This window comes from Oricola indica, assembly GCF_965227485.1.
In the GTDB taxonomy this organism is placed as follows: domain Bacteria; phylum Pseudomonadota; class Alphaproteobacteria; order Rhizobiales; family Rhizobiaceae; genus Oricola; species Oricola indica.
The window spans coordinates 3328413-3341936 of sequence record NZ_OZ245747.1; the positions used below are offsets into that span (position 1 = coordinate 3328413).

Here is a 13524-nt window from a genome sequence, read left to right on the forward strand (position 1 = left end):
TGCCCGGTCAGCGGGCGTAGGCACTGCGCGACTGCGGATCGACCGGGCTCTCGTCTTCTTCGTCCGTCGTGACCAGCAGAAGGTCGTCATAGCCCGCGTCGACGAGGTCTTCGGCGGTTTCCACGATTTCCGGCGCTGCGGGATCGGACACGGCCAGCACGATGCGGCTGCCCGCTCCCGCCAACCGCCTCAGTCCCTCGGCATTGGTCGGTCCGCATTCGACGATGACCATGTCGTAGGCCGAGACCAGCGCATCGAGAATGATCGGCAGCCGGTCAGCCGCGCGCATCGCCCGTGCGGGATCGGCGATACCGGTCGGGATAATGTGCGCACCGGTCGCATAGTCCGGATAGATCACATCCGAATAGGACGACGAGGCCGCCAGAAGGTCGGTGATGCCGGGGCAGTCGGCGTCCTCGAGCATGCGCCGCGTCGCGGCGCCCGTGCCGCTGAGGTCGACCACCACGGTCCGCAATCCCTCGCCGGCCAGCATGCGGGCCAGCGCAACCGAAGCCGCCGCCCCCGCGTCGCCTTCCGGCGATACGATGATCGCACGGTCGGCCCGCGCCTCCACAAGGCTGATCGCCAGCGCTTCGATCCCGTATTTGTCATCGGAGACCGGTTCATCCTCCACGAGGGACGCAGCGGGAGGTTCGGGGGCCTGCTCCATGACCGGCTCCGGAATTGTCTCCACCTCGACTTCGGCAGGTGTATCATCCTCGGAGACCGGGGGTGCCATGGCCACGGCGGGCTGCTCCGGCGGAACGGCGACGTTGACGGGCACGAATGCCCTGCCCGAGAACAGTTCGCGTACAAGGGTGACCAGCATCATGATCAGCAGCGACACGAAGAAGGCGGCGCCGGTCAGCGGAATCACTTTCGGGAAAGCGACTTCGTTCGACACCACGGCGCGCGAGATCAGGCGCGCCTTGGCCGGCGCGTACTGGCCTTCGTCGCGCGACCGGGCCTCGCGAAACCGGACGAGATAGCTTTCCAGCAGGTCGCGCTGCGATGCCGCCTCGCGTTCCAGCGCCCGCAACTCGACCTCGCTCTCGCTGGCGTCGACCGACGCGGCCTTGAGGCGGCTGACCTCGGCGAGGACTTCCTGCTCGCGCGAGCGCGCGATTTCCGCCTCGCTTCGCAACCCGGCGAGAACCTTGCGGACCTCGGAGTCGATCTGGCGGGACAGGTCGCGCAGTTGCGAGCGCAGGCCCTGGATGCGCGGGTGTTCCGGCAACAGCGTTGCCGACAGGTCCGCGATCTCCGACTGAAGCGCGATCTCGCGCTCCCGCAGCCGGCCGATCAGCGCGGACTGCACGACATCGGGAAGCGAATCGACGGATGCGCCGGCGTCGAGCGCAGCCCGTACGCTGCGCGCCCGTGCCTCGGCGCCGGACCGTTCGGCGCGCACGCGCGACAGTTCTGTCGTCAGTTCGGCGAGCTGCTGGGTCGCCAGCACATTGTTGTTCTGGCCAATAAACAGACCGGAAGAGGCACGGTAATCGGCGACGGCCGCCTCGGCCTTGCGCACGCTGTCCTGCAGATCGGCGATCTCGTCGGCCAGGTAGTTGGCGGCCTTGCCGGTCGTCTCCAGTTGCGCCCGGCTTTCGAGCGCCAGATAGGCCTGCGCCAGCGCATTGGCGAATTTCGCCGCCAGTTCCTTGTCAGTGGATTGAAACTCGATCACGACAACGCGCGAATTGGTTACCGCGTAGACATCGAGGCGCTTGCGAACCGCGTCGAGGATCCGCTTTTCCGGTGTAACCTGCGACGGATCCTCCATGAGGCCGAGCGCCGCCAGGCCCGCCTTCAGGCCGGAAAACAATCCATCGGGATTGAATTCATCGTATTGTTCCAGAGCAAGATCGTCTGCGACCTGCATCAGCAGATCGCTGGACGTCAGGATCTCGACCTGGCTGGCAACCCCCTCCGGATCGGGCAGCGGTGAATCGGCGGAACCGGCATTGTCGCTGCCGGGGCGCGTGAAGACGGACTCTCCCGATTCGATAAGGAGTCGTGCATCCGACATGTATTTCGGCGTCATCAGCGACAGACCGACAAAGACCAGCCCGGTGATGACGAGCGCGCCGAGAAGGATGCGTATCCGGTCGCGCCACAACGCACCAAAAAGCCTGCCGATATCGATATCGGCATCCCGCGTTGCATAGTCTACTCGCGACATGAAAGACCCCGGTGCTCGAACAAAGTTGATCCGAGTTCTAAAGGAACATGGTTTCCGGGCGGTAAATGGCGCCGTAACGCTTTGTTCATTGACGAAGGGCAACGGAAACGCCCGCGCTTTACCGGGTATTAACCCTAACAACCCGATAACAGAGCCGTGGCGGCAAGGCTGCCTGTACCAATTGAAGGTTGTGTCGATGAATCGGCTAAGACGTTATGGACATGCATGCGCGGCAGCTTTTCTCGCTGCTCTGACGCTCGCCGGCTGCTCCGGTTACAAGCCGGCCCCGGCAGCGTTTCACGAAGCCATCAACCAGCCTTACATGCTCGATGCCGGAGACAGGGTCCGCATCACGGTCTTCGACCAGGACGAACTCACGAACACCTATTCCGTCGACCAGTCCGGCTATATCGCCTTCCCGCTCGTCGGCGCGGTGCCGGCGCGCGGACGTACCGTCCAGCAGATGGAGAGCCAGATCGCCGCCAAGTTGCGCGAGGGTTTCCTGCGCAATCCCGACGTTTCCGTCGAAGTCGACCAGTACCGCTCGATCTTCATCATGGGCGAAGTCGGGTCGGCCGGCCAGTACGCCTATTCGCCGGGCATGACGGTGCAGAACGCCATTGCCGCAGCGGGCGGGTTTTCTCCCCGCGCCAACCAGGCCAATGCCGACATCACGAGAACGATCAACGGGCGCGTGCTGACCGGACGCGTGCTGATCAGCGATCCGCTGCTGCCCGGCGATACAGTTTTCGTCCGCGAACGCCTTTTCTGAAACCGGAAAACCGCCTGACGATGAATAACGGCGACTCCCTGCGCATCGTTCACGTTTTGCGCGCACCGATGGGCGGCCTGTTCCGCCATGTGCGCGACCTGGCGATGGCTCATCAGGACCTCGGCCATCAGGTCGGCGTCGTCTGCGATGTCGCGGGAACCCCGGGCTACAACGAAACCATGGCCGCAGAACTGGCCGGATCGCTATCGCTGGGCCTGCATCGCATCCCGATGCGCCGGGAAGTTGGTTTCGGCGATTTGAGGGACGCCCTCAACATACTGACGAAATTAAAGGAATTGCAGCCGGATGTCCTCCACGGACATGGTGCGAAGGGCGGCGTATTCGCCCGCGCGCTTGGCTCACTCGTACGGGCAGAAAGGTCTTGCGTCGCCCGTCTCTATTCGCCGCATGGCGGCAGCCTGCACTACGCACCGGATACGCGGTCCGGCCGCGTCTACTTCCGCGTCGAGCGGATGCTCGAACGGCTGACGGACCATATCCTGTTCGTTGCCGACTTCGAACACCGCACATATGCGCAAAAGATCGGCGAACCGCGATGCCCGTGGTCGGTCAACCACAATGGCTTGCGGGAAAGCGAGTTCGAGCCGGTTGCGCCAATCGATGACGCGGCCGATTTTCTTTTCCTCGGCGAATTGCGGACGCTGAAGGGCCCGGACCTGTTCCTGCGGTCCCTCGCCTCGCTGCGGGCAGAGGGTCACGATGCGCGAGCGGTCATCGTCGGCGACGGACCGGATGCCCCTGCCGTCAAGGCGCTGGCGGAGGCGCTTTCGCTTGGCGATGCGGTCACCTTCCACGCACCGATGCCGGCGCGCGATGCTTTTTCGCAGGCACGATGCTTCGTCATGCCCTCCCGTGCGGAGGCCCTGCCCTATGTAGTCCTGGAAGCGCTCGGCGCCGGCATGCCCGTGATCGCGACGAATGTCGGCGGCATCTCCGAAATTCTCGGATCGGGCAACCCCGCCATGGTTGCGCCCGAGGAAGCCGCTTTGACAGGCGCGATGCGTGTCGCCTTGGCCGAGCCAGACACGTTGCGAGGCTGGATGCCCGGTGCATCCGCCTTGCGAGACCGGTTTTCCGCCCAGTCCATGGCCGCCAACGCGATGCGTGCCTATCGCTCCGCGTTAACCTTGCGCGTAAACAAACATGCTCCGGCGGCCGGTTTATCAAGCGTTTTTTAGGGGCTTCGCCCTATATTCCGGGCAATAACCGCGAAGGCGCCCCATGAACGAGATCGATCACCGCCTGCGCTATACGTCGCAGAAAGTGCGGAACTATCAGACCGGCGAAGATCCGAGCGCTCACGAGACCGAGCTCAATCCGCTCGTGGAGCGCATCGCCGCGGAATTCGACGACAACACCATCTCGCCCGTCATGGTCAGCGGTTTGCTACGCATCGGGGAGTTTTTCGGGCTCGCCGCGATCGGCGTGGGGATCATGGCCGCTTATGTCGGTTTCAACATGATCGTCCCCTATCTGCTGACGACCTTCGGCGGCAGCCTTCTCTTCGTCGTCCTCAATGAAATCGGGGCCGGCTACACGATCCGCGCGCTGCGCAGGCCGCTCAAACGGTTCCCGCGTGTCATGCTCGCCTGGTCGGGAACCTTCGCGCTCCTGGCGGTCGCCGGCTTTCTCATGAAGATCTCGGAGGACTTCAGCCGCGTCTGGGGCGGCTCATGGTTCGTGGGCGGATTGGCCTTCCTGCTGCTGACGCGCATTGTCCTGTCATGGCGCATCCGCAAATGGGCGCGCGACGGCGCGATGGAACGCAGGGCCGTGATCGTCGGCGGCGGCAAGCCAGCCGAGAAGCTCATCCGGGCGCTTGAACTGCAACACGACAACGACATCCGAATCTGCGGCATCTTCGATGACCGCGACGACGCGCGTTCGCCGCCGATTGTCGCCGGCTATCCCAAGCTGGGCAATATTGCCGAACTGGTCTCGTTCACGCGGCGCGCGCATATCGACATGCTGATCGTCTCGCTGCCCCTGGATGCCGAAGACCGGGTCCTGACCATGCTGAAGAAGCTGTGGATCCTGCCGGTCGATATTCGCCTGTCGGCGCATTCCAACAAGCTGCGCTTCCGGCCGCGGACCTATTCCTTCATCGGCTCTGTGCCGATGCTCGACATTTTCGACCGTCCGATCCGCGACTGGGATTCGGTGGCGAAGCGCGCCTTCGACATATTCTTCTCGCTGCTGGGAATTGCGGTCTTCTCACCGGTCATGCTCGCCACGGCGATCGCGATCAAGCTGGACAGCAAGGGCCCGGTGATCTTCAAGCAAAAGCGCCACGGGTTCAACAACGAGCAGATCAACGTCTTCAAGTTCCGCTCGATGTATGTCGAGCAGTGCGACCCGACGGCGCGCGCGCAGGTGACCAAGGACGATCCGCGCGTCACCCGCGTCGGCCGCTTCATCCGCAAGACTTCGCTCGATGAATTGCCGCAGTTCTTCAACTCTCTGCGAGGCGAACTGTCGCTTGTCGGCCCTCGCCCGCATGCCGTGACCGCCCAGTCCTCCGACCGCCTCTATGCCGATGTGGTCGATGGCTATTTCGCGCGCCACCGCGTCAAGCCAGGCGTGACCGGCTGGGCGCAGATCAATGGCTGGCGTGGCGAAATCGATACCGACGAGAAGATCCGCAGGCGCACCGAGTTCGATCTCTACTATATCGAAAACTGGTCGCTCTGGTTCGACCTGAAAATTCTCTTCCTGACGCCGATTCGGCTGCTCAATACGGACAACGCCTATTGACCGACGCCGCGCTCACGCTACCGCAGGGTGCGGTCAACCGGGCGATCGGCGCCACGCTGGCGAGCGCGGCGATCTGGATCGGCGTCTTCCTGTCAGGCTTCGTCATTCGCGAACCGGCCCCCTATGAACTCTTCATGGTGGTGCTGATCGGGATCTGGGCGATGTCCGGGCTGTTGACGATCCCGCGCGCCGTGATGCTGCCGTTCCTACTGCTGATGGTTTTCAACATCGGCGGCGTCATCTCCATGACGCAGATGACGGAGTGGAAGAACGCACCGCTCTATATCGCGTCCTCGATATTCCTGGCGCTGAGCGGCGTGTTCTTCGCCTGCGTCATCGCCGCGCGGCCGGCGCGCCTGGCGCTTGTGTTCAATTCATGGACGGCGGCGGCGCTGCTGACGTCTCTCGCGGCGATCGCAGGCTATTTCCACCTGTTTCCGGGCGCGGAAATCTTCACGCGATACGGTCGCGCCAAGGGCGTCTTCGAGGACCCGAACGTCTTCGCGCCCTATCTCGTTCTGCCGGCCCTGTACGCCGTGCACGCATTGCTGACGCGGCCGGCGCGCTATCTGCTTCCGGCAGCAGCGGCGTCGGCCATCCTTTCCTTCGCGATCTTCCTGTCCTTCTCGCGCGCCGGCTGGGGGCTGTTGCTCATGTGCGGCGTGCTGCTGGTCGCCGCCCTCTTCCTCAACAGTACATCGGGGCGTTTCCGGCTGCGCATCCTGCTTCTGTCGCTGTTTGCGGCGGCTGGTGCCGTCGTGGTGCTGATCGTGGCGCTGCAGTTCGAGCAGATCCGAACGCTGTTCTTCGAACGCGCGCAACTCCTGCAGGATTACGACGCGGCGCGGCTTGGCCGGTTTGAGCGGCACTGGATCGGCTTGCTGAAAGCCGCCGAGACGCCGCTCGGCATCGGCCCGCTGGAGTTCGGACGCATCTTCGGCGAGGACACGCACAATATCTGGCTGAAGGCGCTGTTCGACTATTCATGGCTCGGCTTCGCGGCTTACCTTGCCCTCACCGTGCTGACGCTCGCGGCCGGCTTTCGGCTGCTGTTCCGCGACCGGCCGTGGCAGCCCTATCTCCTGTGCGCCTACATCGCCTATGTCGGGCACGTCGTGGTCGGCACCGTGATCGATACGGACCACTGGCGACACTTCTATCTGTTGCTGGGGATCATCTGGGGATGCATCGCGCTGGAAGCCCGCCATCACTATCCGCGCGACGATCAGGGTTTGGCGGCCAGCAGTTCCCGATAGATCGCGTTGATCGCATCGGCCTCTTTCTCGATACTGAACCGCGCCTGGACATGCTCGACGGTATTGTTCGACCATTGTTGCCGTTTTCCGGGATCATCCAGCAATTCTGCCGTTGCCTGTGTCAGGGCATCGAGATCCTCGATGTCGACCAGCGATCCTGTCTTTCCGTCGACCACGATATCCTCGAAGGCGCCGGCCCGCGTCGTGACCACCGGTACGCCGCAGGCCATGGCTTCGAGCGGCGTCAAGCCGAAGCCTTCCCAGCGTTGCGGCGCGATGTAGAGATCGAGCGCCCTGAACCAGGGCGAGATGTCCCAGTTCTTTTCCTCGGGCAGGAAGAGTATCCGGTTCTGCAGGCCGGCGGCGCGCACCTTTTCTGAAAGGCGAGCGGCATAGGCGCGGTTCTCCTCGGTGACGCCACCCATCATCACCGCCACGACATCCGGTCGTTCGGGCAACAGGCGGATCATCGCCTCGACGAAGAGATCGTTGCCCTTCTGGTGACGCACCCGGCCAAAGCAGCCGACCAGCACCGCGCTTTCGGGCAGCCGCAAGTCACGACGGATCGCCGCCTTGTCTTCGGCGGGCCGAAACAGTTGCGTGTCGATACCGTGGAGGATCACGGTGTTTTCGACGTCCAGAAAGGCCGCCGACTTCGAACTCGTCGCGATGACACGGTCCATGCGCGAGATCAGCCATTTCGTCAGCGGCTGGTGCCGGCGCTGTGCCGCCGAGGTGAACACCATTCGCAGGCGCTTGAAGAGAAGCCATTTCAGCGCGAGGCCGGCCGCCATCTCGACATTGCGGCGCGCATGCCAGATCCGCACGCCGGACGGGCCGCGACGGGACATGAAGACCAGATCGCGCAAGCGAACGCGCGGGACCGTATCAGGAATGGTCGGACCCGCGGCTGCGATCGCGACCGAGCGGGCCTGTACCGGAACGAGGCGAAACACCGTCGAGGTGACGCCGGACATGCGCTTTTTCAGATTGGGTGCGATGACATCGACTTCTTCGATGTCCACCGCATTCGGCCGTTCCCCGCGATGCAAGGCGTTTTCCATCCGTTTGCCATCGACACGCGATGCGGCACCGCGCGAATTCCGGGGATCCGGGCGAATTGGTCGGAGCGGCGGGATTCGAACCCACGACCCCTTGACCCCCAGTCAAGTGCGCTACCGGGCTGCGCTACGCTCCGAACCGCGGAAAGCCCTATAATCCCTGATGTAGGGAGGCAAGAAGAAAATCGGACAATCGACGTTTTGCAACGACAATCACTGCAAGGCACGGATTTCATCGTTGGCGAGGCGCAGCCTGTCGGAGAGGATGCGGACGAGGTTGCCGAGGATCGTGGGCAGGATTGCCGGGGCCTCGTCACTCATCTCGCGCAGGCGCTCGACGGAAAAGAGATAACAGATCACCGGCACGTCGGCGATGACATCGGCTGAGCGCTTGCCGCCGTCGAGAAGCGCCATTTCGCCGAACGGCGCGCCCTGCCCCACCGATCCGATCCGGCGTGTCCTCGAACCATCGACGGTGACCGAAACGCTGACCGAGCCGCGCGCGACCACGAAGAACACCCGCGCATCGTCGCCCTCGCTGATGATCCTGTCGCCAGCCGCGTACTGGAACGTCGTCGCCACGCCGGAGAGCCTCTGCAGGTCGTCTTTCGACAGTCCATCGAAAATGTCGATTTCGGCGAGCGGCAGGATACGGTCGTAGAGGCTGAAATCCGTCTCGGCGAGGATTTCGTCCTCGAACAGTTCGATGGCGAGATCCGTGTCGGAGACGAGGCGGACGCGCAGCGAGGAACCGACGCGCTCTTCCAGGGCGCTCTTCAGGCCCTGCAACTCCTCCTTGCCAGAGAGCTCGGTGAAGACGATCGTGCAGTCGCCCGACGATAATACAAGCGCCGTCTGGCAGATCAGCTCGATCGCTGTGCGGTCGGCATAGGCGGCGCGCTTGAAGTCGACGATCACGGTGCGGCCTTCGCGGGCGATTTCCGTCAGCCGCCGGAGAAATTTCTCGGCCGAGCCGAAAAACAGGGCGCCCTGGATTTCCATGACCGAAAGGCGTTTGCCGTGATCGGCCAGCATGTCGCGTTCCCACATCGAACGGACACGTTTTGAAGGCACGTCGGCGGCGGTGTATTCCCGGCGGATGACCGAGTGCACGTCGGTCCGGCCATCGAAGACATGCAGGCTGAAATCATGCGAGATCTTCTTGCAGGCCTCGACGCCGCGCACACTGTTGCCGACCCGGTCGAGCGGCGGCGAATAAACCGCAATCCCGAGCTGCCCCGGTATGACGGCGATGACGCCGCCGGAGACGCCGCTCTTGGCGGGGACACCGACATCGAAGGCCCATTGGCCAGCATAGTCATACATGCCGCAGGTGCTCATGACGGTCAACACGTCGCGGACGTGATCCGGTTCGAGCACGGTTTCGCCGGTGACCGGATTTGTGCCCTGCGCGGCCAGCGTCGCCGCCATGACGGCCATGTCCCGGCAATCCACGCTGATCGAGCATTGCTTGAAATAAAGCTCCAGCACGTCCTCGGGATCGCGGTCGAGCATGCCGGTGTTCAGCATCATGTAGGCGATGGCGCGGTTGCGATGACCTGTAGCGTGCTCGGAACGGAAAACCGATTCGTCGATGTCGAGGTCGCGGCCCGCGAAAAGACCGAAGTACCGCATCATCTCGTCGTAACGCCGATCCGCCGTCTCGCCCTCGACCAGCGAGGTCACGGCGATCGCGCCGGCATTCACCATCGGGTTGTAGGGCCGGTTGGAGACCTGGTCGAGAACGATGGAATTGAAGGATTCGCCGGTCGGTTCCACGCCGACGCGTTTGAGAACCGTCTCCATGCCATGCGTGTGCAGCGCGTATCCGTAGATGAACGGCTTCGACATGGATTGAATCGTGAAGCGGCTGTCGACGTCACCGGCCGTATAGACCTGGCCATCGACGGTGGCGATACAGATGCCGAAGGACCCGGGATCAGCCAGTCCGAGTTCGGGAATGTAAGTGGCGACTTCGCCGTCATCGTTGGATTGGAGCGATGCGTGAAGAGACTTCAGGTAGTCGCTGATCGGCGATACCGCCAATGTCATATGCACGTCCCCACAGTGAACCAGCCTCACGCGGACCGCCTTCCCCGCCGGGAGGAATGGTGCACCGCAACCAAGACGATTAATTCGGGAAATTCCCCTGCTGGCAAGATGCTCGCGAGCAAATTGCCAACAAAGTCCTTGAAATGCCCGCACAATCCGAAACTACGCACCCCAAGGGAAGCGTCAGCCGGACCCGGCGATCACCGCGATTGGTCGAGGAGCCGTTTGCATTCGAGCAGATCGAACAGCGCCTCCTGGAGAAGCGCCCGGTTTTCCTGCGACAGTTGAAACTTGTTGCCGTCCTGGCCATCGGCATCGGCTTTTCCACCCAGACCGAAGATCCCCTTGCCGCGCACCCTCGGTTCTCCCACCAACATGTTGGAGTCACCATCGGCGGCAACGGGCTGCCTTTCGCGCTTCTGTTCCTCCTCGACGACCCTCGCCGCATCGGCGTTCTTGCGGGTCATCTCCTCAAAGGCCGACATGTCGCCGGTTCCGATCGCGACGGCAAATTGCACGCCGTTTTCCCGCAACAACTTCTGGACGCCCTTGATCGTGTAGCCTTCCTCGTAGAGGAGGTGCTTGATGCCACGCAGCATGTCGACATCGTTCGGGCGGTAATAGCGCCGCCCGCCGCCGCGCTTCATCGGCTTGATTTGCGAGAAGCGTGTCTCCCAAAACCGCAATACGTGCTGTGGCAGATCCAGTTCTTCGGCCACTTCGCTGATCGTGCGAAATGCGTCGGGGCTCTTTTCCATCGGTCACCGTATTCCTTGCGAATCCCACGGATAGTACTCGCACCCCCGCCGCACGCAAAGCTTCGAGGGCGTTTCCTGCAAGATTTAATAGTAAAAGATACAGGCCGCCGTCGGCGAAAAAGAACTATTCCGCGTCCGGAGTGCCCTTGGAATGCGCGTCGGCGATCTTCTGCTTCAGGACGTTGGATGCCTTGAAGGTCATCACGCGACGCGGGGAAATCGGCACTTCCTCGCCGGTCTTCGGATTGCGGCCGATTCGCTCGGCTTTCGAGCGAACCTGAAAGGTCGCGAACGACGACAGCTTGACCGTTTCGCCGCGAACCACAGCGTCGCAAATCTCGTCGATTATCATCTCGACGAGAGAAGCGGATTCGCTGCGCGACAGGCCAACCTTGCGATAAACTGCCTCCGCCAGATCTGCACGCGTAAGCGTCTTGTCACCCATCTGACCGGGCTTCCCTCAACACACTGAAAATTCAAGGGAAAGGCTACCGTGTGACCGCACCACGGTCAAGCAAGCTAGGAAGGATAGTGGGTAATTTTTACCAACGCAGCAAGATAGCGCCCCATGTGAAGCCGCCACCCATCGCTTCGAGCAGGATCAGGTCGCCCTTTTTAATGCGTCCGTCCTCGACCGCGACCGAAAGCGCGAGCGGCACGGACGCCGCCGATGTATTTCCATGACGATCGACAGTAATGACGACTTTTTCTTCAGCGATTCCAAGCTTTTTCGCCGATGCCTCGATAATACGGCGGTTGGCCTGATGCGGCACGAACCAGTCGATATCGTCCGGCTTGATGCCGGCAATGGCGAAGGAATCCTCGATCACGTCGGTGATCATTCCGACAGCGTGCTTGAAAACCTCGCGTCCCTGCATGCGAAGGTGACCGACCGTTTTCGTCGTGGACGGACCGCCGTCGACATAGAGTTTTGTCTTGTGGCAACCGTCGGAACGCAGCTTGGCGGCAAGAATTCCGGTATCGGATGTCAGGCCGACACCCTCGGCAGCTTCGAGGACCACGGCTCCCGCACCATCGCCGAACAGGACGCAGGTCGTTCTGTCTTCCCAGTCAAGGAGCCGCGAGAAGGTCTCGGCGCCGATGACGAGGACGCGCTGCGCCACGCCTCCCCGGATATAGAGATCCGCCGTCGTCAGGGCGTATATGAAGCCGCTGCAGACGGCCTGCATGTCGAATGCTGCGCCGTGATGCATGCCGAGACGGTTCTGTATTTCGACGGCCGTCGCGGGAAAGGTGTTGTTCGGCGTCGAGGTCGCGAGGACGATCAGATCGATATCGGAAGGCTCAAGCCCGGCCGAGGCGAGCGCCTTGCGGGCGGCCGCCTCGCCGAGCGACGCCGTGGTCTCGTCTTCGCCCGCGATGTAGCGCTGGCGAATGCCGGTGCGCTGGACGATCCATTCGTCGGTCGTATCGACGACATGCTCGAATTCGCTGTTGGTCATGACGCGCTTCGGCAAAGCGCTTCCGATTCCTGTTACCGCAGATCTGATCATACGCTGGACTTCACTCCGAATTCGTGGCGGCGGCCGCATCGCCGGACGCGCCCAATGCTGGCTGGCCGTGGTAGTTCTTCAGATCGGTCTCGATCTTCTGCAACAGCGCGTTGCGCACCATGTCGTAGCCGACATCGACAGCCGCCGCGAAGCCCTCGTCATCCGTGCCGCCATGGCTCTTGATGACGATGCCGTTGAGGCCGAGAAAGACACCGCCATTGACCTTTCTCGGGTCCATCTTGTCGCGCAGACGGCGAAACGCGCCGCGCGCCATGAGATAGCCGATGCGCGCCATGAATGTCCGGCTCATCGCGGCGCGAAGATATTCCGCGATCTGCTTGGCGGTGCCTTCGGCCGTCTTCAGCGCGATATTGCCGGAAAAGCCCTCCGTGACCACGACATCCACCGTGCCCTGACCGAGATCGTCGCCTTCCACGAAGCCGCGATAGTCCAGTGTCGGGAGGTCGGCGAGCCGCAACAGACGCCCGGCTTCCTTGACCTCTTCCTGGCCCTTGATCTCCTCGACGCCGACATTCAGCAGGCCGACCGTCGGCCGCTTGACCTCGATCAGCGCCCGCGCCATCGCAGCGCCCATGACGGAGAAATCGACGAGTTGCTGCGCATCCGCACCGATCGTCGCGCCGACATCGAGCACGATGCTCTCGCCGCGCAAGGTCGGCCAGATCGCAGCGATCGCCGGTCGCTCGATGGCGGACATCGTGCGCAGGCAGAATTTCGACATGGCCATCAGCGCGCCGGTGTTTCCCGCCGATACGCAAACATCGGCCTCGCCGGTCTTGACCGCCTCGATCGCCTTCCACATGGACGACTTCCACCTGCCCTGCCGCAAGGCCTGGCTCGGCTTGTCGTCCATGCGCACCGCGACCTCGCAATGCTCGAAGCGCGAGGCTGCATTCAGTTTTTCATAGCGCTCGAGTACGGGAAGGACCTTGTCCTCCTGTCCGAAAAAGACAAAACGCAATTCCGGATGCCGCTCGAGCGATTTGGCCGCGCCGGGAATCACGACCGCAGGTCCGTGATCTCCTCCCATCGCGTCAATCGAGATTGTTATCAAACCATCCGATCCCGTCTTTGTTCCCCGCCTTCGGGCAGTTGGCCATTCGCCCTCGGCGTCCGGCGCGCCGAACATAACT

11 protein-coding genes and 1 tRNA gene are annotated in these 13524 nt (G+C 62.7%); 4 read left to right on the forward strand and 8 right to left on the reverse strand.

Going from position 1 to position 13524, the window contains the following annotated elements; all coding sequences use genetic code 11:
• Positions 1–7: 7 nt before the first annotated feature.
• Positions 8–2182 carry a GumC family protein gene (locus ACQK2M_RS16745; RefSeq protein WP_425418721.1) on the reverse strand — a complete coding sequence of 725 codons (2175 nt, stop codon included), beginning with the start codon at positions 2180–2182 and terminating at the stop codon, positions 8–10.
• A gap of 196 nt (positions 2183–2378) precedes the next feature.
• Here ACQK2M_RS16745 and ACQK2M_RS16750 point away from each other — a divergent pair, with 196 nt between their 5' ends.
• The 4 genes from ACQK2M_RS16750 to ACQK2M_RS16765 are packed head-to-tail and all read left to right on the forward strand — an operon-like array spanning position 2379 to position 6985.
• On the forward strand, positions 2379–2954 hold the full coding sequence (locus ACQK2M_RS16750; protein ID WP_425418722.1) for a polysaccharide biosynthesis/export family protein: 576 nt from the start codon (positions 2379–2381) through the stop codon (positions 2952–2954).
• 20 nt (positions 2955–2974) lie between these two features.
• Entirely contained in the window at positions 2975–4153 is a 1179-nt protein-coding gene (locus tag ACQK2M_RS16755; protein ID WP_425418723.1) for a glycosyltransferase family 4 protein, read from the forward strand.
• Between the two features lie 43 nt (positions 4154–4196).
• Positions 4197–5729 (forward strand): undecaprenyl-phosphate glucose phosphotransferase, encoded by a 1533-nt coding sequence (locus ACQK2M_RS16760; protein WP_425418724.1) that lies wholly within the window; start codon positions 4197–4199, stop codon positions 5727–5729.
• On the forward strand, positions 5726–6985 hold the full coding sequence (locus tag ACQK2M_RS16765) for an O-antigen ligase family protein (RefSeq protein WP_425418725.1): 1260 nt from the start codon (positions 5726–5728) through the stop codon (positions 6983–6985). Before ACQK2M_RS16760 ends, ACQK2M_RS16765 begins: the two co-directional genes overlap by 4 nt.
• Here the strand turns inward: ACQK2M_RS16765 and ACQK2M_RS16770 are convergent.
• The 7 genes from ACQK2M_RS16770 to plsX all read right to left on the reverse strand — a co-directional run bounded on the left by ACQK2M_RS16770 (position 6955) and on the right by plsX (position 13445).
• Positions 6955–7962, reverse strand: a complete 1008-nt coding sequence (locus tag ACQK2M_RS16770) for a glycosyltransferase family 4 protein (RefSeq protein WP_425420069.1) — start codon at positions 7960–7962, stop codon at positions 6955–6957. The two genes, ACQK2M_RS16765 and ACQK2M_RS16770, sit on opposite strands and share 31 nt — an antisense overlap.
• A gap of 144 nt (positions 7963–8106) precedes the next feature.
• Positions 8107–8183 (reverse strand) — tRNA-Pro (locus ACQK2M_RS16775).
• 76 nt (positions 8184–8259) lie between these two features.
• Positions 8260–10098, reverse strand: a complete 1839-nt coding sequence (gene glsA / locus ACQK2M_RS16780) for a glutaminase A (RefSeq protein WP_425418726.1) — start codon at positions 10096–10098, stop codon at positions 8260–8262.
• A 200-nt stretch (positions 10099–10298) separates the two neighbouring features.
• A complete protein-coding gene (locus ACQK2M_RS16785) occupies positions 10299–10856 on the reverse strand; it encodes a MerR family transcriptional regulator (protein ID WP_425418727.1) in 558 nt (185 codons plus the stop codon).
• 124 nt (positions 10857–10980) lie between these two features.
• Positions 10981–11301 carry an integration host factor subunit alpha gene (locus ACQK2M_RS16790; protein ID WP_223476810.1) on the reverse strand — a complete coding sequence of 107 codons (321 nt, stop codon included), beginning with the start codon at positions 11299–11301 and terminating at the stop codon, positions 10981–10983.
• A 97-nt stretch (positions 11302–11398) separates the two neighbouring features.
• Positions 11399–12370, reverse strand: a complete 972-nt coding sequence (locus tag ACQK2M_RS16795) for a beta-ketoacyl-ACP synthase III (protein WP_425418728.1) — start codon at positions 12368–12370, stop codon at positions 11399–11401.
• Positions 12371–12380: 10 nt separating this feature from the next.
• Positions 12381–13445, reverse strand: a complete 1065-nt coding sequence (gene plsX, locus ACQK2M_RS16800) for a phosphate acyltransferase PlsX (protein WP_223476812.1) — start codon at positions 13443–13445, stop codon at positions 12381–12383.
• Positions 13446–13524: the final 79 nt, after the last annotated feature.

Coding starts and splice junctions, on each gene's coding strand:
- ACQK2M_RS16745 (WP_425418721.1), bottom strand. CDS start 2,182: ATGTCGCGAGTAGACTATGCAACGCGGGATGCCGATATCGATATCGGC.
- ACQK2M_RS16750 (WP_425418722.1), top strand. CDS start 2,379: ATGAATCGGCTAAGACGTTATGGACATGCATGCGCGGCAGCTTTTCTC.
- ACQK2M_RS16755 (WP_425418723.1), top strand. CDS start 2,975: ATGAATAACGGCGACTCCCTGCGCATCGTTCACGTTTTGCGCGCACCG.
- ACQK2M_RS16760 (WP_425418724.1), top strand. CDS start 4,197: ATGAACGAGATCGATCACCGCCTGCGCTATACGTCGCAGAAAGTGCGG.
- ACQK2M_RS16770 (WP_425420069.1), bottom strand. CDS start 7,962: ATGTCCGGCGTCACCTCGACGGTGTTTCGCCTCGTTCCGGTACAGGCC.
- glsA (WP_425418726.1), bottom strand. CDS start 10,098: ATGACATTGGCGGTATCGCCGATCAGCGACTACCTGAAGTCTCTTCAC.
- ACQK2M_RS16785 (WP_425418727.1), bottom strand. CDS start 10,856: ATGGAAAAGAGCCCCGACGCATTTCGCACGATCAGCGAAGTGGCCGAA.
- ACQK2M_RS16790 (WP_223476810.1), bottom strand. CDS start 11,301: ATGGGTGACAAGACGCTTACGCGTGCAGATCTGGCGGAGGCAGTTTAT.
- ACQK2M_RS16795 (WP_425418728.1), bottom strand. CDS start 12,370: ATGATCAGATCTGCGGTAACAGGAATCGGAAGCGCTTTGCCGAAGCGC.